Annotated in this window: 23 protein-coding genes and 3 pseudogenes; 9 read left to right on the forward strand and 17 right to left on the reverse strand. The window is 39.4% G+C overall.

The features are described from left to right. Positions 1-110: 110 nt before the first annotated feature. Positions 111-5528, reverse strand: coding sequence for an ATP-binding sensor histidine kinase (locus tag H6G41_RS12475; RefSeq protein ID WP_190746505.1), 5418 nt, complete (start codon positions 5526-5528; stop codon positions 111-113). 270 nt (positions 5529-5798) lie between these two features. Between H6G41_RS12475 and H6G41_RS36200 the strand changes: the two genes are divergently transcribed. Then, a complete protein-coding gene (locus tag H6G41_RS36200; protein ID WP_374939422.1) occupies positions 5799-5924 on the forward strand; it encodes a hypothetical protein in 126 nt (41 codons plus the stop codon). Positions 5925-6135: 211 nt separating this feature from the next. Here the strand turns inward: H6G41_RS36200 and H6G41_RS12485 are convergent, their stop codons facing one another. Together H6G41_RS12485 and H6G41_RS12490 are read right to left on the reverse strand one after the other, a co-directional pair. Continuing rightward, entirely contained in the window at positions 6136-7119 is a 984-nt protein-coding gene (locus tag H6G41_RS12485; protein ID WP_190746506.1) for an SRPBCC family protein, read from the reverse strand. 29 nt (positions 7120-7148) lie between these two features. Then, positions 7149-7499, reverse strand: a complete 351-nt coding sequence (locus tag H6G41_RS12490; RefSeq protein WP_190746507.1) for a helix-turn-helix transcriptional regulator — start codon at positions 7497-7499, stop codon at positions 7149-7151. A gap of 62 nt (positions 7500-7561) precedes the next feature. Between H6G41_RS12490 and H6G41_RS12495 the strand changes: the two genes are divergently transcribed. Further along, a complete protein-coding gene (locus H6G41_RS12495) occupies positions 7562-7759 on the forward strand; it encodes a hypothetical protein (protein ID WP_190746508.1) in 198 nt (65 codons plus the stop codon). Between the two features lie 194 nt (positions 7760-7953). Here the strand turns inward: H6G41_RS12495 and xisF are convergent, their stop codons facing one another. Next, positions 7954-9270, reverse strand: coding sequence for a fdxN element excision recombinase XisF (xisF, locus tag H6G41_RS12500; protein ID WP_190746509.1), 1317 nt, complete (start codon positions 9268-9270; stop codon positions 7954-7956). Positions 9271-9315: 45 nt separating this feature from the next. Here xisF and H6G41_RS12505 point away from each other — a divergent pair. The 3 genes and pseudogenes from H6G41_RS12505 to H6G41_RS12515 form a co-directional block, all read left to right on the forward strand. Further along, positions 9316-9456, forward strand: a pseudogene (locus tag H6G41_RS12505) (hydrogenase); the annotation flags it as partial. Between the two features lie 94 nt (positions 9457-9550). Next, positions 9551-10060, forward strand: a pseudogene (locus H6G41_RS12510) (nickel-dependent hydrogenase large subunit); the annotation flags it as partial. 693 nt (positions 10061-10753) lie between these two features. Then, positions 10754-12304, forward strand: coding sequence for an ATP-binding protein (locus H6G41_RS12515; RefSeq protein ID WP_190746511.1), 1551 nt, complete (start codon positions 10754-10756; stop codon positions 12302-12304). Between the two features lie 178 nt (positions 12305-12482). Here the strand turns inward: H6G41_RS12515 and H6G41_RS12520 are convergent, their stop codons facing one another. Together H6G41_RS12520 and H6G41_RS12525 are read right to left on the reverse strand one after the other, a co-directional pair. After that, the gene (locus H6G41_RS12520; RefSeq protein WP_190746512.1) at positions 12483-13481 is read right to left on the reverse strand and encodes a hypothetical protein; all 999 of its coding nucleotides are present in this window, start codon (positions 13479-13481) and stop codon (positions 12483-12485) included. 334 nt (positions 13482-13815) lie between these two features. Next, positions 13816-15279, reverse strand: coding sequence for a site-specific integrase (locus H6G41_RS12525; RefSeq protein ID WP_190746513.1), 1464 nt, complete (start codon positions 15277-15279; stop codon positions 13816-13818). Between the two features lie 116 nt (positions 15280-15395). On the opposite strand from H6G41_RS12525, the pseudogene H6G41_RS12530 reads away from it, so the two are divergent. Then, positions 15396-16496, forward strand: a pseudogene (locus H6G41_RS12530) (nickel-dependent hydrogenase large subunit); the annotation flags it as partial. A gap of 277 nt (positions 16497-16773) precedes the next feature. On the opposite strand, the gene H6G41_RS12535 reads toward H6G41_RS12530, so the two are convergent. From H6G41_RS12535 to H6G41_RS12550, 4 genes are all read right to left on the reverse strand, one after another. Then, a complete protein-coding gene (locus H6G41_RS12535) occupies positions 16774-17481 on the reverse strand; it encodes a hypothetical protein (RefSeq protein ID WP_190746514.1) in 708 nt (235 codons plus the stop codon). Positions 17482-17801: 320 nt separating this feature from the next. Further along, positions 17802-18281 (reverse strand): DUF3592 domain-containing protein, encoded by a 480-nt coding sequence (locus tag H6G41_RS12540; protein ID WP_190746515.1) that lies wholly within the window; start codon positions 18279-18281, stop codon positions 17802-17804. 67 nt (positions 18282-18348) lie between these two features. Next, positions 18349-19005 (reverse strand): DUF1294 domain-containing protein, encoded by a 657-nt coding sequence (locus H6G41_RS12545; protein ID WP_190746516.1) that lies wholly within the window; start codon positions 19003-19005, stop codon positions 18349-18351. Between the two features lie 272 nt (positions 19006-19277). After that, a complete protein-coding gene (locus H6G41_RS12550; RefSeq protein WP_190746517.1) occupies positions 19278-19721 on the reverse strand; it encodes a hypothetical protein in 444 nt (147 codons plus the stop codon). 407 nt (positions 19722-20128) lie between these two features. Between H6G41_RS12550 and H6G41_RS12555 the strand changes: the two genes are divergently transcribed. Together H6G41_RS12555 and H6G41_RS12560 are read left to right on the forward strand one after the other, a co-directional pair. Beyond that, entirely contained in the window at positions 20129-20551 is a 423-nt protein-coding gene (locus tag H6G41_RS12555) for a hypothetical protein (protein ID WP_190746518.1), read from the forward strand. A gap of 77 nt (positions 20552-20628) precedes the next feature. Then, positions 20629-21102: a hydrogenase maturation protease gene (locus H6G41_RS12560; protein WP_190746519.1), complete on the forward strand. Its 474-nt coding sequence runs from the start codon at positions 20629-20631 to the stop codon at positions 21100-21102. A 45-nt stretch (positions 21103-21147) separates the two neighbouring features. Here the strand turns inward: H6G41_RS12560 and H6G41_RS12565 are convergent, their stop codons facing one another. From H6G41_RS12565 to H6G41_RS12580, 4 genes are all read right to left on the reverse strand, one after another. Continuing rightward, positions 21148-21522 (reverse strand): hypothetical protein, encoded by a 375-nt coding sequence (locus H6G41_RS12565; RefSeq protein WP_190550841.1) that lies wholly within the window; start codon positions 21520-21522, stop codon positions 21148-21150. An 18-nt stretch (positions 21523-21540) separates the two neighbouring features. Continuing rightward, the gene (locus H6G41_RS12570; protein ID WP_190746520.1) at positions 21541-22827 is read right to left on the reverse strand and encodes a SagB/ThcOx family dehydrogenase; all 1287 of its coding nucleotides are present in this window, start codon (positions 22825-22827) and stop codon (positions 21541-21543) included. Then, positions 22814-23278 carry an ankyrin repeat domain-containing protein gene (locus tag H6G41_RS12575; RefSeq protein WP_190746521.1) on the reverse strand — a complete coding sequence of 155 codons (465 nt, stop codon included), beginning with the start codon at positions 23276-23278 and terminating at the stop codon, positions 22814-22816. Before H6G41_RS12575 ends, H6G41_RS12570 begins: the two co-directional genes overlap by 14 nt. A gap of 394 nt (positions 23279-23672) precedes the next feature. Next, a complete protein-coding gene (locus H6G41_RS12580; RefSeq protein ID WP_190746522.1) occupies positions 23673-24269 on the reverse strand; it encodes a CBS domain-containing protein in 597 nt (198 codons plus the stop codon). A 780-nt stretch (positions 24270-25049) separates the two neighbouring features. Between H6G41_RS12580 and H6G41_RS12585 the strand changes: the two genes are divergently transcribed. Beyond that, the gene (locus H6G41_RS12585) at positions 25050-25259 is read left to right on the forward strand and encodes a molybdopterin-binding protein (RefSeq protein ID WP_190746523.1); all 210 of its coding nucleotides are present in this window, start codon (positions 25050-25052) and stop codon (positions 25257-25259) included. A gap of 319 nt (positions 25260-25578) precedes the next feature. On the opposite strand, the gene H6G41_RS12590 is transcribed toward H6G41_RS12585, so the two are convergent. The 3 genes from H6G41_RS12590 to H6G41_RS12600 form a co-directional block, all read right to left on the reverse strand. Next, entirely contained in the window at positions 25579-25818 is a 240-nt protein-coding gene (locus H6G41_RS12590) for a FeoA family protein (RefSeq protein ID WP_190550859.1), read from the reverse strand. A 100-nt stretch (positions 25819-25918) separates the two neighbouring features. After that, positions 25919-26218, reverse strand: a complete 300-nt coding sequence (locus H6G41_RS12595) for a 2Fe-2S iron-sulfur cluster-binding protein (RefSeq protein ID WP_190617801.1) — start codon at positions 26216-26218, stop codon at positions 25919-25921. A 192-nt stretch (positions 26219-26410) separates the two neighbouring features. Beyond that, positions 26411-26782, reverse strand: coding sequence for an iron-sulfur cluster assembly accessory protein (locus H6G41_RS12600; RefSeq protein ID WP_190746524.1), 372 nt, complete (start codon positions 26780-26782; stop codon positions 26411-26413). Positions 26783-26857 lie beyond the last annotated feature (75 nt).

The raw sequence follows: 26857 nt of genomic DNA on the forward strand, positions 1-26857 counted from the left end.
CGTTATCTTAGTGCCATTCGGGCATTGGTAATTTCTTCGCCATGCCCCAAACCGCAGGATGCGCAGGGTGCGCACCCTACGCACCTACAGATCGGATTTTCCCGCAGCTTTCAATAAATTGGTAAGGTAATGATAAATTCAGTTCCTTTACCTGGGGTAGAAGTTACATCCAAACTACCGCCATGTTTTTCGACAATAATCGATTTAGCGATCGCTAATCCTAATCCTGTACCTTTACCTACTGCTTTAGTAGTAAATAAATGGTCAAAAATCTTTTGTTTTACTGATTCTGTCATACCTTTACCATTATCAGCAATTGCAATGGTGATGTTTTTATTTACGACTGAGGTTGTAATGATAATGCAGTTAGGATTGGCTTGGATTTCTGAATAAATTCGCCCCTGATTTGATTCATCTAAAGCATCAATGGCATTAGCCAGGATATTCATAAATACCTGATTTAACTGTCCAGGAAAACATTTAAATAACGGTAAATCTCCATAATTAGTCGTGACTTCAATTGCTGGACGTTGTTCGTTAGCTTTCAGACGATGTTTGAGAATTAAAATTGTGCTGTCAATTCCTTCATGGAGGTTAAACAGTACTTTGTAATCTTTATCGGCACGGGAGAATGTTCTTAAACTAGTGCTAATATTTTTTAGCCTATCGCAAGCCATCACCATTGATGCAATCATTTTTGGCAAGTCTTCTAAGCTATAATCCAAGTCAATTTCTTCCGCATGGTTGGCGATTTCATCATCGGGCTTAGGTAACTTTTCTTGATATAATTGTAAATGTTCTACAATATCAGCCAATGTTGGTTTAGCTTGTTGCAGACTAGCAGCTATAAAGCCCAAAGGATTATTCATTTCATGGGCTATACCAGCAACTAAATTTCCTAAAGCAGACATTTTCTCACTTTGAACAATTTGTAATTGTGCCTGTTGTAAATCTTGCAATGCTTGCTGTGCTTGTTGGTAAAGTCGAGCATTTTCTAAAGATATTGCAGCTTGAGAAGCAAGTAGCTTAATTACTCTGAGGCGTTCGTTAGTAAACACCCCACTTGTTAACTGATTTTCTAGATAGATAATCCCTAACAAATGCCCTTGATTAATAATTGGTGTACATAATATACTTTGGGGTTGGTGTTGCAACAAATATTCTTCAAGTAAACCAGGAATATCGGTTTGTCTGTGATTAATGACAACAGTTTCTTGCGTGTTTTTCACGTAATTAATCAGTTTGATCGGAATATCTGGAGATTCATCTAATAGTTGGGACTTAAGAATAGTTTTCACATGACTTTGAGCATGTAATTGATGTTCGATAAAGGTAAATGCCCGGACTTGCCATTGCTCGTTTTGGGGCAGAATTACTACAGATTTTTTTGCGCCTGAATTTTCTAAAATAATCCGCGTTAGCTGGGCGATTAGTTCATCTAATTCTAGAGAAATTGAAATTGCTTGAGCAGCTTTGAGAATGGAAGTTAAATCTAGAACATCTGAAATAGTAGTTTTACCAGTGCAAGTAGATGAGGAATTGGAAAGGCTGATATTACTGCTGATACTTTCTAGGGGATGTAACCCTAATTTTTGTTGTTGGAGGATTGGTTGCAACAGTTGCGGATAGCGTTTTTCTAAATCATCTGTTTTGGCTTTAGCTCCCCAACGGGCATAACAGTAATATGCTTCTTGCATATAGCCAGCAGCAACTTTTTGTTTGCCCCAGTTGAGGTAGAATTTAGCCGCTAATTCGTTGGCTAATCCTTCTTCATAGCCATATTTATTGATTTGTGCTTGGGTAATTGCTTGCTCATAAAATTCAATTGCCTGAGTTTTTTCTTGATTTAATCTAGCTTTTTCTGCTTGGATGAGTAGACACTTATGCAGCAGATTTTCTGGACAAGCTTTTGCCCAAAAATTTAAGCGTTCTTCCAGAGGAATCAGGGCTTGCCAATGGTGTTGATGTTCTGCTTGTGTGGTGGCAGTTTCAGCTAAAGCTAGATGCATTAAAGCTACATAAAAAACGCTAGAAGGCACTTTGGCATGACTGGCAATTGTATTTTCAATAATGCTGAGTTGGGGGATTAAATCAGGGTAGGCGGCTTGATTACCAAATAAATAGGCATGGCGAATTTTAACTGAATATAACCAAGCCAAGTTATAGGGAGCATTTTTGTATTTTTGCAAATACTGAACTTCACTAAAAGTTTCATCATCAAAGGTGAAAGGTGTTTTAGTTAAACCCAAAAGATTGCGAATTGGTTGAATGACTCCGGCTATTAAAGCATCCAGGTTATCTAAACTTTTAATTTGATGGAGAAAAGCGGCATGGTTTTGCGCGATCGCATATAAATCATCTAAGTTCTTACCGTAAGTCAGGCGATCGGAACCACTCTGCATCATCATAAAACTAGCTGTCAACCAGTTGCCGGCTTCCATACTATATTTATAGGCATTTTCGTAGTATGTATCTGCTTCTCGAATTGGGCGACTCCAGCTTTGGATATCGGCTGCAAACAAAAAGTTAGTCATACCGCGCACATCAGCATTATCAAACTGTTCGCACAGCTGTACTGCCATTTCGCCAATACGATGGGCTGTGTTAAAGTCCTTGAGTACAGTATTGGCAATTAAGCTATAGCCAGCATAGCCAAAGGGAGACATATCGCTATTGCCATATTCTAATGACAGGGTAGTCATTTTCGCCAGGGCTAGTAATGCTAAGGTACTTTGCCCATCTAGCCATGCAGCATAGAACACAATTTGTAAAATTCGCAGCATCTCTGCAATTTTGGCATCTTGCATTTTTGGGGCTGCGAGAATGGATTCAATGGAATGCTGTTGTAAAAATTGCTGTACAGTAGCGATTTCTGTATCTAGGTTAGCTTGGATCTGCGCCGGATCTGCGGGCATTGTCCAGCCAAGCAGCTGTAAACTTTGACGTTGAATTGCGATCGCTTCAGTATTTCTTCCTTGAAGTTGGTACTGCGTCATCTGCACGCGATAAATTATCGCTCGATCCAGGGGCGTTTGGGCGTGGATGAGTGCGGCTGCATACAAAGCTTCGGCTCGATCAAAGTTACCACAAAGATAAACCACTTCCGATCCATCGCGGTGCAAACTGTACATGAGCGGATAGTTAGTATGCCAAGTATTTTCGCACAATAAACCCATACCAATGGTGTAATAGTCCTGTGCGGCTTGATATGCGGCTGAAAGTTTAGCTTTTTGCCCAGCTTTTAAATTCAGAGCAGCTAATTCTTGTTTTTGCTCCTCCGTAGCGATGACAGCTTGCCCCATATTTAGCTGGTTGACAATATCAAACAGACGTTCTGCTTGTTCCTGTGGCGATAATCCTTGCAATAACAATTCACCAATCCGGAAATGGGTAGATTGTTTTTGGGCTTCGGGAATCAAAGAATATGCTGCTTGCTGAACGCGATCGTGGAGGAATTTGTAGGTGACAATTTGCGAACTTTTCACCTCATCCTGTGCTTCTTGCCCCACATAAAATTTATAAAATTCACTTTGGGGTAAAATCAATCCTTCTTGTAATGCCTTCCATAAAGCTGTAGCAGCTTCAATTTCTGATTTTTCGCAAATAATCGCCAATGTTACTAAATCAAATTGATTACCAATACAAGCAGCAAATTTTAAAATATTTTGTGTTGTCTCTGGCAATTTTTGTAACTGCGACGCCATAAATTCAACTACATCATCGGCAAGCGATAACTCTTTGACGGCAATAATATCACACTGCCAATTGCCCTCAGAACAATCAAATTTAATTAGTTCATCTTCATAAAGGGCTTTGAGGAACTGATTACTAAAAAAGGGATTACCTTGAGTTTTTTGATATACTAATTGCGTTAATGGCTGGGCAATTTCTAAGGAACAACTGAGTGTAGCTGCCACGAGTCGATTTAAACTATAGTGGCTGAGAGGCGCGAGGGTGATAGTATTGATTGTGGCTTGAAATTTTCTAATTTCTTCTAGAGTAAATATCAAAGGATGAGCGGCTGAGACTTCATTATCGCGATAAGCGCCAATTAATAATAAATAACCCGTTTCAGCTTCACTCATCAGCAATTCTATTAACTTCAAAGATGCTGAATCTGCCCATTGTAAATCATCTAAAAACATCACTAAAGGATGTTCTTTAGTGGTAAATACCTGCACAAATTTCTGAAATAATAAATTAAAGCGATTTTGAGCAGCAGTTCCTGAAAGCTTGGTAGCTGCTGGTTGTTGTCCAATAATTCTTTCTAATTCGGGAATGACTTCAATAATTACTTGGCCATTTTCCCCGACAGCCGCTAAAATTTTGCTTTGCCAAATTTGGATTTGTGCATTGCTTTCAGTAATCAATTGCGCCATTAAATCGCGGAAAGCTTGGACAAAAGCACTGAAGGGAATATTGCGATTAAATTGGTCAAATTTACCTTTAATAAAATAACCACGTTGTCTAACAATTGGTTTATGAATTTCGTTGATAACTGCTGTTTTACCAATCCCAGAAAAGCCAGCGACTAGCATCATTTCTGTTGTGCCGGTACTGACGCGCTCAAATGCTTGGAGTAGGGTTTCTACTTCGGCTTCTCTACCATAAAGTTTATCGGGAATTATGAAGCGATCGCACACATCCCGTTGTGCAATTGGGAAATCCCCAATTTTGCCAGTTTCCTTGAGTTGGATCAAGCATTTTTCTAAATCATACCTCAATCCTAATGTACTTTGATAGCGGTCTTCAGCATTTTTCGCCATCAATTTTTTGATGATTTTTGAGAGTACAAAAGGAATTTTCGGATTAATTTCATGCGCTAAAGGCGGAGTTTTCGCAATATGACAATGTACCAACTCCATCGCATCTTGTGATGGAAATGGTAATTGTTCTGTGAGTAATTCGTAAAAAGTTACGCCTAAAGAATAAAAATCAGTGCGATAGTCAATTCCTCGATTCATTCTTCCAGTTTGTTCTGGAGAAATATAACCTAATGTTCCTTCTAAAACATTAGGACTAATTAAAGTTTGCGTTTCTCTGGATAGCAAAGATGCAATACTAAAGTCAATTAATTTAACCTGTTTTGTTTGGGGATTAATTAAAATATTCCCTGGTTTAATATCTTTATGAATAATGCGGTCGTGGTAGAGAATATCTAATGTATTGCAAAGTGCGATCGCTAAAGTTAAAAATTCTTCAACAGAGATACCATCTAAATTCTCTACCTGAGTATAATCTTTGAGAGACATGCCTCCAAAGTCTTCCATCACTAATGCATAGCCATTTTGGCAAGGTTGGAGGCTGTAGGTTTGGATAATACTGGGTGAATTGAGATTTTTAGCGATTGTATACTGATTGCGAAATTGTACTAATTCGCTGAAACTAGGGTAAGCATTTTTTAGCAGCTTGATGACTACACTTAAAGAGTCAGCTTCTCGCACTGCACGATAAACTACAGTTCTTGAACCATTATAGAGTTGTTCGTTAATTCGATATCCAGGGATACTGACTACAGCGCTAACCATACTGTTGAATGTTGATGACTTCAAGATTTATTATTCCCACTTATACACAATAAATTTTTGAAAAATGGCACATAATTACTCATCATCAACTCTTCATATTCAACAAATTCAAACACGTTTTAACGGCTATTAGCTCTTTGCACAACTGATAATAGAACTACAGCTTAGCAAAATTATATTGCTGTCTATCTGGCTTATATCTTCCATTTTTAATGATATAAAACTAAGCCGATAATTAAGTGTACTGAAGAGCTAAAAATAAATATCTCAATGGTTTTACCAGAAAATACGCTTGAGTTAAGTGTAGGTTTAATTGAAGCATTTTATCAGGCTTTGTTGAGTTACCAAAAACGCGATCGCCATTTTGGTCAAGTGAAGGCTTTACTTTCAGCCTAACACCTAAGTTTTCTATTGGGGCGCGGCGATAAACAGATGTGTCTGATAACTTTTTGGATTCCGCCTGGTATTTTTTACGCTATCCATAGCGGTGTTTACATCAAACAATCCACAAGATTACCGAAAATATGCGATCGCTGAAATACAATACAGCGATCGCGGAAAAAATCATGCAACAGGTTTGTTCAAAATGCTATCCCTTGTAGCATTGTCACCCTATTGATTGAAGGAGTGCTTCGAGACGGTTCAAAGTTTCGCTGAGTCCCTCTTCCATGCCAGATTGGAGATGCCCATCTCGTTGCTCTCTAGATTGGTGTTGGATGTGGATATGCAGCGTTGTTTTGCCCTCAAGCTCAGTCAGGGTAAGAATATTGAGATGGTCGCTATTGGGAACAGGCTCATATATTTCGGTAGTTACCAATCGTTCTGGTGGGACAATTTCACGATATTCTCCTGAAAATGCGTGTTCAGTGCTGTCTTTGGGGTCATGTAAGACATAGCGCCAAACACCTCCCACGCGCAGGTCGATTTCGCAAACAGTCATTGTCATACTGCTACAACCCCCAAACCAGCGCTTAACATGCTCAGGCTGCGTCCATGCCTCAAAGACAAGTCTGCGTGGAGCCTTAAAGATGCGAGTAATCAGGATTTCTGTATCTGATGGTAATGTTACAGCAAAACCATTCTGTTGCTGTTTGGCTTGCTTGGCCAGGAATTCGTCGAGACAGTCGAAAGTGGAATTCCATCCTGCAACGACACCCATCTCTTCGTGCTTGCGGCGATCGCTTTCGGTTGCATGACGAATTTGGAGAGTCAGTTTAGTCTTGCCTTCCAAATCTTCAAACATCACTGTCATGACGATTCCTTGGGGCAAATCTCCGTTGATTAGTTGCTCAAAGCCTTCGTCAAATTCATCGCTGCTGACAATCCGTTCAGGAGGCACGATTTCGTAGAAAACACCTTTGACAGGATATTCTGTACCGTCAGGGCCCACCATGACATACCGCGATTGACCCCCTGGACGCAAATCTAATTCAGTTACACGAGTTGTAAAGCCTTTTGGCCCCCACCATTGGACAATGTGTTTTGGGTCTGTCCATGCCTGAAATACAAGTTCTCGCGGTGCATTGAAGATACGGGTAATGATAATCTCGCGTTCGGACTGAGTGGATGTGGAGTCATTTTGTTTCAACATCTTGTTTCTCCTGAAGAAGGGAACGCAGTTTAGGGTTCGCGATCGCGTTTGTTATCCTCTGCTTGCAATTGTTGTAAATACTCGTCTAGACGATCCAAATTCTGTTCCCAGAATTGGCGATATTGCTCAATCCAATCTGCTGCTTCCTTGAGCGCTTGTGCTTCTAATCGGCAGGGTCGCCACTGAGCCTCTCGACCTCGTGCGATTAATCCCGCACGCTCCAGCACTTTGAGATGTTTAGAAATGGCAGGTAGGCTCATCTCAAAGGGTTGGGCTAGCTCAGTTACCGATGCTTCGCCCAAAGCAAGATGAGCCAGGATTGCTCGCCGAGTCGGATCGGCAAGGGCGGCAAAGGTGACGCTCAATTGATCGGTGGACATTGAGATAGGATGTATTTAACCGCGCAGTTAATTAACTACTAGGTTAAATGTACTAGTCCAGAATGTCAACCCCTCCAAGAAATTTAAAATTCAAAATATCCTGCGGATTTGCTGTAGTGCTTTGCACAACCCGTATCCCTACTTTCAATCCGGGAGAAGGTCGGCTGAAGCGAACGAGTGCAGGAATTGAAATTGCGATCGCCCAAAATAACCAAGCAGCCAGGGCGAATTGCGACTCAGATTTTATCTGTCTTCAATAAGCGTACGTATCCTTTCAGCAATTGCGATCAACCTACCGTTCGCCAAATGCGTAGGCGCAGCCCAACCTAGGCATCGCACGTAACAGAAATTTTCTGCCGACAAACTAATCTAAAATTAGTCAACGCTTCAGGACAGACAGAATGTTAGAGAAAGATAAAGATATTTGGCAGAGCATTCGAGAAAAAGCGATCGCTTACGGAAGAGAGATGGTTCGCAAACAAACAGATATATCTCTCCCTCCTTTAAATACAACTGTTTCCACAAATCGTAAGCAGATCACCTTAAATTCGGTATCAGATAACGACTCCCAAAAATCGGCTTGAGCAAACGACTTCAACATGAGATAATCCTCTTCCGTCGTGGTATGAAGAGCATTTTTTTGTTGCTCGTGATTTTTCATTTGCTGCTGCAAATCGGTAATAGCTAAATCAATAGCTGGGTTTCGGGGTAGAGTTTGGAGTGTTTGTAGTTGGTGAGTCAGGGTAATAACTTTTTCATCAGTTTTTACTTCCTTTTGCGTCCTGCTGTTTACCTCCTTCACCACATCTTGAGCATGTTCTGAGAGAACCGTTATTACCTTTTTTTTAACTATTGATTTTGCGATTATTTTTCCGTTTGGACAAGCAGTTTTACCTAGCCGCTTGTACTGGGAGCATTGAAACTGTTGACCCGCCTTGGTTTTTGTCATTGCGCGTCCACAAACGCCACATTTGAATATTCCTGCAAGAATGTGTGGTTTAAACTTAGCTGGGTCTTTTTTGTTGGCGTGAGCAGTTATTTTTGATAAATCCTCATACTCTTGCTCGGATATTAACGCCTCATGGGTTCCGTAATGCCGTTCGATTTCTCCTGATTTGAGCTTATAAAATGTGTGCCCTCGCAGCGCAGGGTTATGTAACCAATTCCGGATGCTAGAAGGATACATTTTGATTGCAAAACTTTCTAGAAGCCAACGAGAAATAGAACCGTAGGAATTAGTGTAAAGCCTGTGAATCATTTCCTTGGCAATCAACCAGTTAGAAGGATGAGGAATGCATTTAGTGTTTTCGTCCTTTGTGTAACCAAATGGCGGACTCCCAAAGTATTTCAGATTGGAGCGGTAATAATCAGTTCCGTGAGAGATACGTTCAGATAATAAGCGACTCTCAAACTCTGCCAACCCAGCAATATTATTAATAGTTAGCCACCCGAAAGCAGAATTTGTATCGCCAAGAGGAGAATCAAGGATAGTTAACTTAACCCCCGTTTGTTGGAGTACTTCTAATGTTTTATGAATGCTAATTACGTTACGCCCAAGTCGATCTAGTCGCGTCACAATTATTTCTGTTGCTACCCCATTCTTGGCTAAGGAAATTATTTGGTTAAAGTTTTTCCTGGTGTCTTTTCTGCCAGATTCGATGTCATATAAGACTTTCTCAGATCCAGCTTTTTCCAGGCGGCTGATTTGTTGGTCAAGTGCTTCTGTATCTGCTTGCTGACGAGTTGAAACACGGGCATAGCCTATACGCATTTTGGGGTTTTGGGGTTTTTATCAGGTTGAAAATAATAGTACCACAGCGTATTTAAAACACAAACAATTATGGGGGTTCCCAAAGAGTTACCACCAGGCGTTAAACCCAAAGACTATGCCTTACTCACGATGGTAGCCAAAGACATAGCACCATCTTGGGCAGACGAAGATATTTTCACGATTTAGGGCATTAGGTATTGGGTATTGGGCATGGGTGAATAACTGATACCCTTGACCCTTGACTCTGAACTTTTGACTAATGACAAAGGACAAATGACAAATGACAATTCAAACATTAGATATATCGCCTGTCGGTAGAGTCGAGGGCGATTTAGATGTCCGAGTGGATATAGAGGATGGGTATGTAGTCAATGCTTGGACTCATGCGGAACTTTTCCGGGGATTTGAAGTGATCCTACGCGGTAAAGACCCCCAAGCAGGATTAATCGTCACACCTCGGATATGTGGTATCTGCGGTGGTTCGCACTTGACTTGTGCATCTTGGGCATTAGATACCGCCTGGGGTACAGAAGTTCCGCGCAATGCGATTTTGGCACGGAATTTAGGGCAAATTGTCGAAACAATTCAAAGTATCCCTCGCCATTTTTACGCACTATATGCCATTGACTTAACCCATAGAAAGTATCGCAGCAGTCGCTTCTATGAAGAAGCTACCAGACGCTTTGGGGCGTTTACTGGCACATCTTACGAACTCGGCGTGACTATTGCTGCTAAACCTGTAGAAATTTATGCATTATTGGGCGGTCAATGGCCCCACAGCAGTTATATGGAAATAAATTGGGGAATTGCTTATATAGTAAGGATTTACTAGGATAGGTGTAATCATTCCCTGGCTTTTCCTTAAATTAGGCTATCAACTACGCCATCAGCAAAGATCGCAAGCAGCAAATCAATTTATTTTTCTTTGCTAAAAGTTATTTAATTTTCTTCAGATATTACCTAATTTTTCCCTAACCCTAAATTAGCGATGTCTAACGACAAGCCGTACTCTCCGAGAAGCCTCACCCCTTCTCCCTCAGGAGAAGGGGAATTAAATCTCTTGCTCCCCTCTCCCACCAGGAGAGGGGCTGGGGGTGAGGGTAGAACGTTGTCGCCAAGCGGGTTTCGCCTTAAGTTGACACCAATGTGCCATGCCCCGAAGCGCGTACCTCATTTACCTGAAATATGCTGTAAGTATAATTATTCTCTTAATCTTGAAGTATAAAGCCGGATTTTCCTCAATATAAATACGCAAATAATATTATCTTGACTTTAAAAAATACATATTAGCTTAAGTATACAAGTATGAATTACTTTGAATTACTTTGTTTGTCAATTAAGCGATCGCTTTTCTCAAATCCCAATATATCAAGCATCATAACCATTTCCTTTGAGAATTATACGCAAATCAGTTAGCCCTTCCTACCTCGCCCCAACTCGAAAATCGTCTAAACTCAAAGTGTCCGCTAACTGCCAAAATCCCATGTCTCGCTGGTTCAACATTGCAGGCCCTTGTCAAGCTGACAAAAACTATATGCTATCCCCTACCAGTCGTCTCCCCGACTGGGAAATGCTGATTGAACAAGAAAGTTATTTTGTTGTTCATGCACCGCGACAAACGGGGAAAACCACAGCAATGTTAGCTCTAGCGCAGCAACTTACCGCAACTGGAGGTTATGCAGCAGTAATGGTATCGGTAGAGGTGGGAAGCGCATTTAATCATGACCCCAGTGCAGCAGAATTAGCGATTCTGGAAACTTGGCGCGATACAATTGAGGATATCCTACCTCCAGAACTACAACCCCCGACTTGGGTTTATAATGCTCCTGGGCAGAGAATTAGAGAAAATTTAAGAGCCTGGTCACGAGCGATCGAGCGTCCGTTGGTATTATTTATTGATGAAATTGACTCTTTACAAGACCAAACACTAATTTCAGTTTTACGACAGTTGCGGGATGGTTATCGCAGTCGTCCAGAAAATTTCCCTTCATCCGTGGGATTAATTGGTTTACGCGATGTGCGAGATTACAAAGTTGCATCCGGTGGTAGTGACAGATTAAATACATCCAGCCCTTTTAACATTAAAGTCAGTTCCATCACCCTGAGAAACTTTAACGCTACAGAGGTGCAAGAACTATACCAACAACATACAGAAGAGACAGGACAAATTTTTACAAAAGAAGCCACAGCAACAGCCTTTGATTTAACTCAGGGACAACCTTGGTTAGTTAATGCTCTGGCTAAAGAAGTTGTGGAAAAAATGGTTAAGGATAGAAGTATTGCTATTACAAAAGAGCATATTTTACAAGCCAAGGAAATATTAATTTCCCGTCAAGATACCCATCTTGATAGTTTAGCTGAACGCTTACGGGAACCAAGAATAAAAGCGATTATCGAGCCGATGTTAGCAGGTTTGGAATTGGGCGATATACCCAACGATGATATTCAATTTGTGATTGATTTGGGGTTGTGTAAAATGCATCCCCAGGGTGGATTAACCATTGCTAATCCCATTTATCGCGAAGTTTTACCCAGGGTATTAACGGTGACACCAATGGCTTCCCTACCAATGATTGCACCGACTTGGTTAACCCCAGAAGGAGAGTTAAATATAGATGCATTGCTAGCAGCATTTCTCAAGTTTTGGCGACAGCATGGCGAACCATTATTAGGTAGTACTGGCTACCATGAAATCGCCCCTCACATTGTGTTAATGGCTTTTTTGCATCGTGTTGTTAACGGTGGTGGAACCCTGGAGAGGGAATATGCAATTGGTAGTGACAGAATGGATTTATGTCTGCGTTACAAAGATGTAACTTTAGGTATCGAGTTAAAGGTATGGCGGGAGAAAAAGCGTGACCCCTTAACTGAGGGTATAGAGCAATTAGAATCCTATTTAGGGCGTTTGGGGTTGGATTTTGGTTGGTTATTTGTGTTTGATAGGCGTAAAAATGCCCTACCAATGGAAGAACGTTTATCGACTGAGGTTGTGCTGACAGAAAATCAGCGTAGGATTACTGTGATTCGGGCGTGAGTATTTTGAATGAATGATTGATTTCTTTGTTTGAAAATTGAGCGATCTCCGAAGACCAGGCTTTACCTATTGCTTTTCTCAAAGATGTTTAACGTTGCTCACCACCCGCCGCAGATAAACTCTGCATTATCGATCCACTTGTGGCGATCGGAGTGCATAGGCGTTGTTAGGATGCTCTTCAGACCACGTAAAATCCAATGAACTTTTGTAAGTCAATAACTATTTCACTCACTTTATTCTGCCTGACCTCCCAATTACTAACTCTAAAAATATTCCATCCCTCTACTTGTAATTTTCGATCTTCCTCTAGGCGTTTTGAGTAGGTTTCCTCATCAGCTATCCACTGATTACCATGCTTTATCGCGTAATGGCTAATGTCGTCAATCAATATCGCATATCTATGATTATTCCAAAATGCGACAAAATCTACACGATACAGTTCTTTTGCTAGTGAACTTCCTGAAGCTTGCAAAACCTTTTTAGATGACGAATGCCATTGTATCCAGGCTTGTGGAATTAACATTGGTATGTGATTATCAGCCATGCCGAAATGTTTGGCATATGACTGAAAAAATTTTTTTTCATACTCAGTTTGATTCATGGCAAAAAGAGCTTTTTTTAGTGCTAGGTTTGTTTCCGAGTTAATTCCACAAGCAGCTTGAAAAGTTGGAAAATCAAAATTTGGATATACATCCCGCCAAATAATACCTATCCCAGACTTCAATTCAAATTTCAATGATTGCTTGCCTTCCTTGGCAGTTACAGCAAACTCAGGTTTAACCAATCCAAAAGGAAGCCCCCCAGGAAATTGATGCATAAATAAATCATCAGGTTTATTAGGAGATGTTATTTGCGGAAGTTGGACTTGTTGCCCCTCAACAACCAAGCCTTCTTTTATACATATATTTCGTATAAAATCTTTTCCCTCATCAGAAATATAGGATTGCGATAACACCAATCCTATAACTTTTAAGAATTTTTGAGCATCTGTTAAGTTAGTCCAGTCTATAGATGCATAGTATTCCTCGACACGTGAACGTCTCGCACCGCTAACAACACGCTCAGATTGGCCTGGTTCAATACCAGCCATTTGGAAAATGTCATCAATCTGACGCAGAACTAGCTCGACACAGAATTCACGAAATTCCAAACGCAAAGCTGATGAAATATATTCCATAGAGCATTTTTATTTGTGGATAATTTTAGTTCACGGTCGCAGCCTAACTATTTATTATACGGAAAGTTTCTGTCTATCATGCCAAAAAATCCAGTCAAATAAAGCATTCTAGGTAATTGAGTCATAATATCAAGAACTTTTCTGGATATCGTCAATATTAAGCTTTAAACACAATTTTATTTCTCTAAAAAAAGGTATTAAAAAAGATTTACTGACAAAAAATGCGTAAATTTTTGTCAGTAAATCTAAATATTTGCTAACTGTTTTAACAACATATGAAGTTTTTGTAATTAACTACCAACAATATTTAAAAACAGGTTCCGGTTCGGTTGATTTAGACATTCTTCGACAATTTCAACTTTTCAACTTCCAACTTTAACCTTTCATTCTCCATCCTGAGCGCCAATATTTCATTTTTCTGCAACTCAATTAATGCTTTCTGACTAATTACCTCACCAAAGGCTTTTTTCCGATTTTCAATCCCAAACCATCTTTGATAGGTTTTTGTATGTTCATCAACAGTATGACCTAAATTGTCTGCTGCGGCTTTGATGGGTATTCCCTGAAGATGCGCTCGAATTGCGCAAGCATGACGCAAATCGTAGGGTTGAAACTCTATTCCCACTTTTCTAAACCATCTGGATATATCTCTGCGCATCCAATTAATATTTTGCACAGAGGCAATTTTTGTCACCTTTTTTTCTAAAATATTTAATGGTTTGGGATTTTGTAAATCAAATAATTCTATCCATTCTGGTACAAAAGGTATAACTTCTCGATATCCAGTTTTTGTATTTTTATTGACTTTCCAAGTATGGTCTATATTTTGGGGAGATATCCACCAATTAATATCAGGTTCTACAAATAATTCCCTTGGTCTTAACCCAAAGGTTGCTAACATTCCATATACCCAACGCCACATTTCCCATGTATCGATTTCATCACTGATGTTTGTATTTTTGCGGTTGAGGGCGAATTTTTCAAATAGGTCAAAAGCAGATATTATTTTATCATCGTCGGGGATTTCTCGATGGGCTGGGGTGACATTATCCCGTGTGACATCGAGTGTAAATCCTAAATTAAAGGTTTTAATAAAAACCGAAGTTACCGCAATCAGTTCATTTTTTTTATTTCCCTGAAATGAATTGATAATTTCCTCAAAGTTATTTTTTGTGGCTAAAGTCCTTAAAGGAAAGTTTCTTTTAATTACAGATAGATAGTTAGCAAAAGTATTTTGACTGGTAATAGTCTGCTGACGGTTTTGATAATATTTTTCAGCAAATATATCTAATAATTCCCCAATATTTTTTATCTCTTGCTTCTCTCTTGACTTAATTCCTAAATACTTTTCATTCCACTGGAAAGTATGACGAGCGATTAATTTACCCAACTCGTAACTTTCTTCAATTGCAGTTTTTAATCCCTCTAAATTTGCTGGTATTCCTAGAGACAAGTCATACTGCTTTTTTTCTTTACCTAAACTGCTATCGCCTGGTTTTAACGGTAGGGTAGCTCGTAACTGGAGAGAATTGCCAGTTTGTTTAATGCTAACTCTAACTCTATCCCTTTTTAAATTACTATTAGCTTCGACTAACTTCTGCTCAAAAACTGCTTGATACTGTAGTTCTGTTGCTTTAATTTTCGCCATTGTTCCCCTGTAGCTACCGTCTGTGGTGTTGTGCGGCTCAAAATCTGCAAACATATCGGCGAACAAGTCTGTTGAGTCTGCGTTTGCATACTCATCTGTAGGGGGATATGTATTATCGCAATTACCCTGATTTTGATTTTGCTCGCTCATTCCCTAAATATTCCCTTATTTATAAGCTGAAATAGTGAAAATAAAATGTTCTTATTGAGCAAAATCACTTTACACAACAAGTTACTCATGAACATTTTCAGCATATCACCAGTTACCACAGCAGTTATATGGTGCCTGGTGGTGTGATGTGCGCCCCTACCCTGACTGATATTACTCGCGCTTGGTCGTTGTTAGAATATTTCCGCACCAACTGGTTAGAACCTGTATGGTTAGGTTGTTCTCTAGAACGTTATGAGGAAATTCAGACTTATGATGACTTTATGAACTGGCTAGACGAAGACCGCAAGCATCGGGATTCGGACTTGGGTTTATATTGGCGCATGGGTTTGGATATCGGTCTGGATCGATATGGTGCAGGTGTGGGTAAATATGTCACATGGGGATATTTACCTCACGAGGACAAATATCAAAACCCCACGATTGAAGGGCGCAACGCCGCCATGATTATGAAAAGTGGGGTGTATGACAGTTTTGCTGACACTCATACCTTGATGGATCATACCTTTACCCGTGAGAATACTACTCACTCTTGGTATGATGAGGGTACAGCAGATATTCACCCCTTCGATCGCACTACGAATCCGATCCAAAAGAATACCAAAGACTTTGATAATGCCTATTCTTGGTCTACTTCTGTTCGTCACCAAGACTTTGGACGTTTAGAAGTTGGTGCTTTATCACGCCAATTGGTAGCTGGTGGTAAGCATGGCGAACCTTGGCAACATCAAGATGGGTTTATCCTCGATGTATTCAAACAAATGGGCGGTGCTAGTATCCATGTGCGTCAGTTAGCGAGAGTTCACGAACTGGTGAAGCTATATCGCCAAGCTGAACATTGCTTAAGAGAATTCAAATTAAACGACCCCTGGTATATTAGACCGAAAGAGAAAGATGGTAGAGGTTGGGGTGCAACTGAAGCTGCCAGAGGTTGTTTAAGCCATTGGGTAGAAGTAGAGGGTGGTAAGATTAAGAACTACCAAGTGATTGCGCCAACTACTTGGAACGTCGGCCCCCGTGATGGTGAAGGTGCAAGAGGCCCAATTGAGGAAGCTTTAGTTGGTACACCGATTTACGATCCGAGAGATCCAGTAGAAGTAGGTCACGTAGCGCGATCGTTTGATTCTTGTTTGGTGTGTACAGTTCACGCCCATGATGCGAAGACTGGCGAAGAACTGGCACGTTTTCGGACTGCTTAGATTCAGTTAATAGCTAATGGCTGATTATTCTTCAATTAGTCATTAGCTAAAGCTGTGTATAACTTTTAAAAAATTATTTTATACGTGTATTCAAAAAATCACAAAATTACTTATTATTTTGATTATTGACGTAGATAAGCTGAAACTTAATAGAGGTTTAGACTTCATATACCATGCCTAAAAATAATATTTTCAGGCATTGATTTTTCATGAAAACACAAGTACTTAAACCTCTTCCATAAATTATCTTACTAAACCTCTAACTGATAAATTTGTGTCAGTTCTGGCAATGTTCTAAACGTTCGCTATATGAAACTATCAATTGAATCGAACGTTCCGCCATATCTTCAAGGTGATCCTCAATTTTACTAATAATTTCTGAGAAATTAGCACATAATTCTTGTATTTTATCGTCAAGTTCATTCTCTGATAATCCACCAGCAATTGCACCAGCAGCCATTCCACCAACTAATTCACCAATCTTCCCAAACAAGACAGAACCAATTATACTACCCACAGTCTCAGCATTGTAAGCACTATCACTATATTTTTCTTCATATTCTCCTACCTCCTGAATGAAAAGTTCATAGCAAGATTCGTAATGATTTATCTCACTTTCTAAAAATGCTGTGTTACCTAAAATTGAATGTTTAACATTCTTCATCATACGAAATGACGGTCTGAGAGTAGACACTTGGGCGCTAGGATTTTCTTCTATAAACTCCTCATAAATCTCCTCACAGGCTTCTAAACAAACTTCTGAAAGCTTTTGCCCAGCATTAATAATTATTTGACGCAAACTATCTGGGTACATTAGTGGTAGACAATCGCTAATATCTTCTGTTCTTTCATACAAATCAAAAATATGGTCTATCTCTGAGTAAGCTGCTTCTCGAATTGAAGTAACTAATGGAGACTCTTGAGCGTCATTCATAAATACCTTACTGCTGTATCCGACACCATCAAAAATGTGATGGATGATCATAGTATTCCCCAGGATATCTGAGGTATAACTATTGGACAGTATTGATTATTCAAATATTATTTGGTTTTTACATTTAAAGCCTATAATGGCAATAATGCTGAAGATTTAGCGCATTTAGTACTAATTATAAAATTCTAAATAATCAATTATCATGCAAGTAAGAACACGGCAAAAATAGATTTTCGTTCAGGGAAATATCTAATTGATGCCGTGCTTCTGGCATTAGGGTATTTTTTTAATGGGAATTTCTTCGCTCATCAGCTGAGAGCGATCGCTAAAAAATTGCCTTTGATTTGATAAATTTTATACTGGATGCAAATTTACACATCCTGCATCACTTTGGGTAGCATCACAGCCATGACACAACCTACACCAAAAAATAAAAATCCGATACCCGGTACCCAAAATGCATCTAGGGTTAAGCCTGGTTCTAAAACGCTTTCACTGGGATTATCTGGCTTGTAGTAAACAGTCACCAATTTACCTTGAGGATAACGCTTGACTAAGGCCTGTGCTACAGACGAGCCACCGGAATCATTTCCTTTATAGGTGATGCGATCGCCTATATATGCTTTATCCTGAACTATAAACCGATAGCGCACCGCAGCGCGATAAGTTCTCTGACTACCTGAACCTTTGCTGCTAGTTACAGATGATTCCATAATTTGACCGGAAACTTGCGGCCAGGTTTCACTACTTTTGCCATTGTAGAGATTTTGCCCACCTATCCACAGTACTAGTCCACCTACAAGAATAAATGGCAAAGGAAAAAGTCGAGAAAACCAAAAAGAAAATTGCATGATTCATCTGCTAATCAACTGTGCTGCGATTATTTTCCCTTGTCAATGTCAGCAGACAGCGATCGCTTTACATTTTAATTTTTAACAGCCAATATAACCAAAATACAAGATGAACAGTTGCTATCAGCCAAAACACAACCTGATAGGAAACTTTGCTTGTCTTATGGCGTAGTATCTGTTGTGCCACAAACGCACCTAACCAGCCACCCGTTAATTCACATACATGCAAAGTATTTTCTGGCACGCGCCATTTACCTTGTTTGGCACGAGATTTATCCTCGGCGTAGAGTGCAAAGGTAATTAAGCTCATCAGAGGATAAAGAATCAGCCCAATTGGGTTGTTAGTTTTTATTGCAAGATAGATAGAACCCAAAATAGGCATTAAAGATAACAGCAACGTCTTGAAAGCTAAGGGTGAAAATTTCTTCACCAGCTTCTTTACCAGCTTAGTTTTAGACTTAACTGGTTTGCGAGAAGATGAGGAATTAACTATGGGTGTTGGTGTTCCCCCTTGAATGGAAGCCTTAGTGGCACTTAGTTTACCGTTTTTCTCAACTATCAGTTGATATTGAATCAAATCTCCAACTTGGGGACGATGGTTGATATTCTTAAATGCACTGATATGAATAAAGACTTCTTGACTACCATCATTAGGTTGTATGAAACCAAACCCCCGGTTGTCTATCCATCTAATTATTTGACCTTTACTGAAAACAGGTTTCATGGACAATGTTTATGACTATACTGAGTTTTAGTGTGCCCATTTATTCATAAAGATACAATCATAACTCTAGTTTTGCAGATTGTGCGATCGCTATTCCCCAGAAGCGATCCCCAAGGTGTTAGTGTAGTCATTACGCTTTCATGAATATGGCGATCGCAGTCAAATAAGTTGATTAATTATATATAAACAATCAAATCTCCCACTAAACCTAAATGAGTTTGTGGGAGAAGTAATGGTATGAGATTAAGAAAACAATAGCTAGTATTTATTCTCTATTTACCAAAAGCATCCTTAACGCTATCTACAGCACGTTCAACAGCATTCTTGGTGTTGTCTACTGCTTTTTGAGTGCGTGCTGCATCTTCTTCTGCTCTGCGTTCAATTGTTGCTCTGTCTCTTTTTGCTTTGCGCTCTACAAAGCTACCATCGTTATCAGTTGCGCGTTCAACTTTACTAGCATTTTTATTTGCAGTTTCCTCAACTTTATCTGCTGCATCGCGGATAAAATTCTTAGCACGTCCAGCATCTTCACTAGCTTTGCTTTGAATGCGATCGCCTGCGTCTGCTGAGGCGATGACAACTGGATTAGCCATTGCTGTGGTATTCGCCAAAAATCCACCTTGCCAAACAAAAGCAAATGCTGACAAGCAAAATAAAGTTGTAGCTAGCCAACGGACTACAGTAGAAAGCTTTTTGGTAAAATAATTTAGTTGCATAGAATACAATCTCCTTTAGATTTAGCATTCTATTTTTACTGCATCAGGCTCATCAGCTCAAACGCACCTGAGACAGAGGTTAGAAGTTTATTACCTATCAAAAGAATTAGCTCTTGCAATAGATTTAAGCACAGTTGTGGAGATTGAATCAGGCGATCGCTTATATTTGGTTGCTTCCTTAATATGCTCCCTGAGCAAAGCCGAAGGAAGCGTCCTTTGGCTAGCTGAGTGTGAAACCTGGAGATTATTTGACTCATTCACTCTCGGAGCTTGCTTCTCCTGGCTGAGCGAAGTCGAAGCCAGCATCTTATTCAAAAGCCGTAGCCTAACACACTAAAACTGCTCTACACATTGCGATAGGCTTGCCTTAATTCACTGCAAAAAATTCAAATCTATAAGGTAAGCTTGTGTCTGATATTGCGCTGCATAAATATCTCCCTCGCCTTCCCGACATCGCCCTGCAAGAGTTTACAGAATGGTGTGTTTTAGAACAGGCAAAAACAGCAGGATTTAACTTCACTCCTGATAATAGTAAGTTACAAAATTTACCGCCACAAGAATATATTCCCAAGCTGATTGAGCAGTTTATGAAAGTCAAACCAGACCCAATTAAAGCGGGTTTGGTAGCTGCAATCGCCGGAAAAGAAGCTGATCAACATAATTTATCTGGCGTAGCAGCTTTAACTGATTTTATTTCAATTTATGTCAAATACTTAGTACCAAAAGACGGTACTACCCCTGACCAAGCCAAGGCTTTATTGTTAGAAGCAGCACAAAAACAATGCGAGCAACTAACTCAAATTGCCAAAAAATATGGTGTAGACTTTTAGTTTGTAAATAACTAATTTTCAGATATAATAAACATTAGGGACACAATCGGTTGTGCCCCTAAAAGCCATCCATAACAATGCTAACTATTATTGGTTGTGGTAATCTCAATCGCAGCGATGACGCTGTAGGCGTAATTATTGCCCAACGCCTACAACAATATCTAGCCGAAAATCCTCATCCCAACGTGCGAATTTACGACTGTGGAACAGCCGGGATGGAAGTGATGTTTCAAGCCAGAGGAAGCAAACAGCTAATTATTATTGATGCTAGTTCGACAGCTTCCGAACCAGGTGCAGTATTTAAGGTTCCAGGAAAAGAATTAGAAGCTTTACCGGAACCTAGTTATAACTTGCATGATTTTCGTTGGGATAATGCTTTAGCCGCCGGACGGAAAATCTTTCACAATGACTTTCCCGAAGAGGTGACAGTGTACCTCATCGAAGCAGCAAATCTAGATTTGGGATTAGAATTAAGTCCTGCGGTGAAACATTCTGCTGAACTAGTTTTTGAAGAGGTAGCTGCAACCATCAGACAGATTGTTGGCTGTTGACTGTTGACTGTTGACTGTTGACTGTTGACTTCCAATCCAGTGGTACTAGCCGGCTAAGTCACGATAAACAGACAATTCATCTACCCGCATTTCAAAAGGTATACCTTGGCTTTCGGGAGGACAGACGCGAATTTTAGCGCTGCTGACGATGGGGTTAAGAATAGCCGCCATTGGGACAATTTTTTGTAAAACGCGCCAGTTGGTGACAGGATCGGGACATTCGATGACTAGTACCATAACAGTCGCTTGGGTAGTCATATACCAGCGACAGCTAGATAACAGGTTTTGGATAGTGCGATCGCAGGCTTCGTAAAAGTACCTGCTAATCGAATATTCTAGTTGCTGACGCAGAATAATATCTGCTGAAGTCAGCTGCATTGGATGAGAATCATCTTGTGGAGAGAAAATTTCTTTAGTCATTGCTGTTGAGTTCCTTAGTTATGTACCAATGGCCATTGCATAGAGTACATCTTTGTTAGTTTCCAAGAACTCTTGGGTTTCATCATCATAGAAAGCACCAATCCCACTACAATGAATACCCCAAAAATTGCTAACAAGATAAACTCTTTGCCCTAAAAAACCAGCTATTTGCATAGCTGTTTGGTAATTTATATAGTCGGACACAAAAAATAAAGTTACTGCACTGTCTTTGGCGATCGCTTGATTGATGCACAAGTAACCTGTTTTTTCCCTAAAATTGCCCGCCTTGATGAGATGCTTTCCCTTGTATAATCCTGGCGTCATACCCCTGACTTGATGCACAACCGAATAAACTTCTATTTCCTCATAATTTTCAGAAGGTATTGGCAGAGTAATATGTTGCAATATCCGCCAATAATTTTCTTGAGAAATCGACTGTTGATAAAATCGCCTACTTGAGCGTCTCATCCAAACAGTCTGAAAGAATTTATCCTTGTCAAAGTTAAATTGGGGATGCACTAATTTTTGTTGGCGACTTTTCTGGAGAGATGTTTTTTGATAGCCTGATTCTATAAACTCATTGGCTTCAAAATAATCAGTGCCACAGACAAAAGGAACTTGCAACCTTAAATGTCTGATTTTCTTTTCTTGTATCGTCCCCGAAATCGCACAAGCGCTAACAAACTCTTTATTCTCAAACCCTAAAGCTGTATTGAGAGCGAGTTTATCAAAATCGAAAATTAACTGTATCTCTTTGTCGTGAATATAGGCTGAAGCAGCAATTGCACCTAAATGGTGTCCGCTATCAAGCCAACAATATCTCAGGCTCCTGTCTTTATATTTCCAGCTAGACCTATAATAAACACAACTAATTAAAAAAATGAATCCATTAATACATTTTCCCGGTATCACATAATTCTCTAGCCCATCATCAATTAATTCATAGATGAGAGTTAGACAATTATTCTCAACTTCTAAATGATATATCCCATTGACAATTCCTTCAATACCGCGAATCTGAACATAAACCTCAGTTGGATATAAAGCCCCAGCAGATGGATTAACACGCAGTTTTTGTATTCCATCCTTATACATTTTCTCTAGAGTAACAGTACTCGTTAAGTTAATAAAAGAGTGATTGGGATTATTGAGATTTAATTTCACTCGTCTATAAAACTTTGGGTAAAATTTAAAAGCCGCAGGTTGAGTTGACGCATCAACATAATTTGGATCGAGCTGCACCGATAAGTAAGAATGCTTTGTTGCTTGATGATAATCTGACTCTGACAGCTTACTTTGAGGCATTTTTGAGAATCCTTAAGACTTCTACATTACTCGCAAAATCAATTGCCTTAAAATCGTCTAAGTTTTTTAAATTTATGTTAGGATGATGATGTAACAACAATTTAACTACTTCTGTTTTTCCTGCTGATGCCGCATACATCAAAACAGTAGCCCCATTATCATTTTGGTTATCAATATTGATGTTGGCAGCTAGCAACAAATTAATTAAATCGAAGTAGTTGCCAAAACAAGCAAACCACAAGGCATTATTACCGTCATTGTTCCTGACGTTAACATCTGCACCTAAAGCAATCAATTCTTCAACTACCGCGTAAAATCCTTCTCTGGTAGCTTTCATCAAAGCTGTATCGCCATTTTCACCAGCTTGATTTAAGTCATCAGCATGATAACCTTTTTCGCTCAACCATTGACTAGTTGTTAGAGTCAAATTTTGCTGATTTCTTGTACTCATAAACTTCCCTTTTCTCAATTCACATCCTCATGACCATCTGTCATAGCAATTCAAAAAAAAGGTAATGGTGGGCATTACCCACCACGTTAAAGAAATGCTATGAGACCCATTAAACTATGAAGAATGGATGTTTACTGTTAACTGTTAGACCACAACAATTAACAGTAAATACTTCAGAATCACGAACCATTGCTGATTGGTACAAAGCACCAATTTAGTCAGTATGTAATAGTTGCATTACCCAACCCGGTATCTATCCAAACTATCTCAGTTTTGCAACTTTGATTGAGGAGAGAGAAAGCTAACAAGAGTTAGAGAATTAGCAAGGTTATGAGTTATGCGATGAGAAAATTGATGCTTTCAACAATGCAATGTATCTCACCAGACAAATCAATTAACCGACAGTGACATATTCTCTACCTTCAGAGAATAGCTGTCTGGCTTTTTTTTCTGGTTTAGGCGCGCCATAATAACCAGCTTCAGCTTCTAGTTCGTCTACTAAATCCCAAGCTTCCTCGGCTCGTTTAGAATCTGCGCCATAGTTAGCAGCAACAGAACGAGCATTTGAGATAGCTTTATGAAGTTCTTTCTGCACAAATTTTAATTTTGGTTTTTCGACAAAATCGCCTTTGGTAATAATATCTGTGACAGAAATAATGCCAAGTAATTCACCTTGGATAACGGGCGCGCGCCATACACCAGTATTAGCAAATAACCGCGCTACATATTCTACATCTAGGTCTGGATTAACCACAATGCAGGGTTTGCTCATGACTTCGTAGACATGCATTGTTTCTGGGTCTTTGCCATAAGCAACAACCTTACCTACAATATCAGTCTCGGTAACAATGCCGTAAGCATCACCACTGTGACGAGGTTCAACAATCAACGCCCGTAATTCTTTGAGCCGCATTAATTTGACTGCTTCTGCTACAGTTGCGGAACCGCGAATAGTAGCTACATTTTGAGTCATAATTTGTTTAGCTTTCATGATTCTGGCTCCTTAAATTTGTTTTGCAAGTCAGGGAATTAATTCTAAACTGCTGCAATTCTTCCCAAACTGCATTTCATCGAGCTAACTTATTCAACATCAAATTAAATAATCAGAAAATGAATAAGCCACATGAAAAAGTGGTTACGGAAGTAAGACATTCCGTGAGAGCAACATTTGCTATTTCATCACTTAAGTACTCTGGTTATTTGGAGACAGAAGATTTACGCATTTTCCCCTCTGACTTCTCTTGAAGATCTCAGATTATCTGCCTCATCTTTGAACTTAACCAGCATTAAGTTGGGAATGTCTGAGTTAAGTCTGTAATCGCTTTTGCTGAAGTCTGGTTGACTGGCAACAATTTAGCTTACTTATATAGTATCACTCTCATAAGTTGGAATTATGAATGCTTTATAAAGATCCCCAGATATTTCATCAATAAAAGGGTTAAAAAAGGCTAAGAAGTATTAGTCTGAACTTTTTATTTGAGAAAATATGATATTTAAGTAAGCTCAAGTTAAATAGGAAGATATTGATTAACAATAAATAGCTCATTTATCCATAAAAAAAATCATTAAACTCTGTATTTATGTGAAATATAAGCATGAATCGGTATTGACTATTAGGTCATACTATATATAGTTAATTTTTGATTATTGCAATATATTGATGCACCTTAAAGCTACTAATTTTATTAAGAAAAAATTAAAGATTTGTCTGCTGACTATTTTTATTTGCTAAGGTTATCCTGGATACAAAATTCAAATAAGGTGTCAGAGAATGGAAATTAGCGCTCGTAATTCTTTAAAAGCTACTGTTAAAAAAGTTGTTGCTGGTTCTGTAAATAGTGAAGTAACTTTAGAATTAGCACCGGGAATAGAAGTAGTTGCAATAATTACAAAATCCTCAGCAGACAAACTCGGATTGGCAGAAGGTAAGCAAGCTTATGCAGTTATTAAAGCATCCGATGTATTAGTTGCTGTGGATTAATTTATAGTAAAAATTTTTTTCAGTAGGGTGTGTTATGCCGTAGGCTAACGCACCTTTAATATTTGATATTACAGCAGTTTTCACCTATTTGAACCACATCTGTCGTAGTAGGGGCACGGCACCAGTAAAATTATTGTATGTGCCAAAAGATTGTCTATGCCGTGCCCCTACAGTGTGGTCTATTTACCTGAAAATAGCTGTAAGATGTACGCGCTTCGGGGCATGGCAGTGCCAATGCCCCTACAATCAATGATTATTTGTACCTCACCAACTGGTAATATACTGTATGTCGTTGCGTTGCGCTGCGCGACAACACACCCTACATGTTTAAACGGACATAAATTTTTCGGGCAATTTCTTTGTCTATTGAGATAATTGTATTATTAACTTCTATTTGAAATATAGGATTTTTGGCTTTTAGAGTAATAATATTTCCAGGTGCTAGGCCAATTTCTATTAATTCCTGCTCATGGGTAATTTTAAAATCAGCGATTATTCCTTGTTCTCCAGGTTGCATTAATTCTAAGGAACAACCCTGAACAGTAAAGGGGGTAAACATGAAATATATCACCTCAATTAAAATAGCTTGCTTGAACCTAAGATAAAGATACTTTTCATCCTTCATCCTAGATTCAAGCAATAACTACACTTAAAAAACTTTATACAAGATATGGTTCTTGGTGGGTTTTAATTGTGCAGTTAGAACGAGGATAGGTAACACAAAGTAAAGCAAATCCCTTAGACATTTGCTCGTCATCTAAGAAGATTTGATCGGATTGATCTACTTCACCTTCGACAACCTTACCAACACAGCTAGAGCAAGATCCGGAATGACAAGAGAAGGGCAAATCAATACCGTTTTCGCCTGCTGCTTCTAGGATTGTTGTCTCTTCATCCACTTCAATTGTGGTGTCGAGGTCTTCTTTTTTGTTGATTAATCTAACTTGGTAGGTAGCCATTTTCCGATTCTCCTCAAACTTTCTACAATTAGGTTTAATTCCCAGATTGGGGGTTCTACTTTTGATGCAGCTACGCGGAGCGATTCTGTGACAGATTTGACAGAATTACTGCTAGGCGGAATTCAATCTTTTCACCCTGTTTTGTGAATTTCGCAAAGTAGTTTTAATGTGTTGATTAAATCTGAAACATTATTAGCTGCAAGGTACACCGTTAGGCGAGCAATCACCAGTTTTGAAGGATTTACCACAACCACAAGTATCGGTTGCATTGGGGTTAGTAAACTTAAAACCACTGTCCATAACCCCATCAACAAAATCGATGACGACACCTTCTAATAACGGTGCGCTGTTTGCATCAACGTAAAGTAGTACTTTACCTTGCTGAATTACTAAATCGTCTGGTTGTGGCTTACTAGTAATTTCGATACCATACTCATAGCCACTGCAACCACCATCTTTTACAGAGATGCGAACGCCTTTAGTTGCACTATTGGAGTCGGGAGCAGAACCGACTAAGAACGCCCGCAGACGGAATTCAGCTTTTTCTGTCAACGTAACAGTCATCACATCTCCTGATATATCGCGATAGTGGTTTTAATCACAGGTGGGTTTTTTAAGCTGTTAGACGTGCTAATTGCA

The sequence above is a fragment of the Tolypothrix sp. FACHB-123 genome, from assembly GCF_014697075.1.
Lineage (GTDB): Bacteria > Cyanobacteriota > Cyanobacteriia > Cyanobacteriales > Nostocaceae > Aulosira.

Bases quoted from the DNA above. Each gene is read 5' to 3' on its own strand.
- H6G41_RS36200 (WP_374939422.1), top strand. From the start codon at position 5,799: ATGGTTTTACCAGAAAATACGCTTGAGTTAAGTGTAGGTTTAATTGAA.
- H6G41_RS12570 (WP_190746520.1), bottom strand. From the start codon at position 22,827: ATGCCTCAAAGTAAGCTGTCAGAGTCAGATTATCATCAAGCAACAAAG.
- H6G41_RS12525 (WP_190746513.1), bottom strand. From the start codon at position 15,279: ATGAGCGAGCAAAATCAAAATCAGGGTAATTGCGATAATACATATCCC.
- H6G41_RS12585 (WP_190746523.1), top strand. From the start codon at position 25,050: ATGGAAATTAGCGCTCGTAATTCTTTAAAAGCTACTGTTAAAAAAGTT.
- H6G41_RS12565 (WP_190550841.1), bottom strand. From the start codon at position 21,522: ATGACTAAAGAAATTTTCTCTCCACAAGATGATTCTCATCCAATGCAG.
- H6G41_RS12485 (WP_190746506.1), bottom strand. From the start codon at position 7,119: ATGTTGAAACAAAATGACTCCACATCCACTCAGTCCGAACGCGAGATT.
- H6G41_RS12575 (WP_190746521.1), bottom strand. From the start codon at position 23,278: ATGAGTACAAGAAATCAGCAAAATTTGACTCTAACAACTAGTCAATGG.
- H6G41_RS12490 (WP_190746507.1), bottom strand. From the start codon at position 7,499: ATGTCCACCGATCAATTGAGCGTCACCTTTGCCGCCCTTGCCGATCCG.
- H6G41_RS12495 (WP_190746508.1), top strand. From the start codon at position 7,562: ATGTCAACCCCTCCAAGAAATTTAAAATTCAAAATATCCTGCGGATTT.
- xisF (WP_190746509.1), bottom strand. From the start codon at position 9,270: ATGCGTATAGGCTATGCCCGTGTTTCAACTCGTCAGCAAGCAGATACA.
- H6G41_RS12580 (WP_190746522.1), bottom strand. From the start codon at position 24,269: ATGAAAGCTAAACAAATTATGACTCAAAATGTAGCTACTATTCGCGGT.
- H6G41_RS12590 (WP_190550859.1), bottom strand. From the start codon at position 25,818: ATGTTTACCCCCTTTACTGTTCAGGGTTGTTCCTTAGAATTAATGCAA.
- H6G41_RS12545 (WP_190746516.1), bottom strand. From the start codon at position 19,005: ATGAAACCTGTTTTCAGTAAAGGTCAAATAATTAGATGGATAGACAAC.
- H6G41_RS12535 (WP_190746514.1), bottom strand. From the start codon at position 17,481: ATGATCATCCATCACATTTTTGATGGTGTCGGATACAGCAGTAAGGTA.
- H6G41_RS12540 (WP_190746515.1), bottom strand. From the start codon at position 18,281: ATGCAATTTTCTTTTTGGTTTTCTCGACTTTTTCCTTTGCCATTTATT.
- H6G41_RS12475 (WP_190746505.1), bottom strand. From the start codon at position 5,528: ATGGTTAGCGCTGTAGTCAGTATCCCTGGATATCGAATTAACGAACAA.
- H6G41_RS12595 (WP_190617801.1), bottom strand. From the start codon at position 26,218: ATGGCTACCTACCAAGTTAGATTAATCAACAAAAAAGAAGACCTCGAC.
- H6G41_RS12600 (WP_190746524.1), bottom strand. From the start codon at position 26,782: ATGACTGTTACGTTGACAGAAAAAGCTGAATTCCGTCTGCGGGCGTTC.
- H6G41_RS12550 (WP_190746517.1), bottom strand. From the start codon at position 19,721: ATGCAACTAAATTATTTTACCAAAAAGCTTTCTACTGTAGTCCGTTGG.
- H6G41_RS12520 (WP_190746512.1), bottom strand. From the start codon at position 13,481: ATGGAATATATTTCATCAGCTTTGCGTTTGGAATTTCGTGAATTCTGT.
- H6G41_RS12560 (WP_190746519.1), top strand. From the start codon at position 20,629: ATGCTAACTATTATTGGTTGTGGTAATCTCAATCGCAGCGATGACGCT.
- H6G41_RS12515 (WP_190746511.1), top strand. From the start codon at position 10,754: ATGTCTCGCTGGTTCAACATTGCAGGCCCTTGTCAAGCTGACAAAAAC.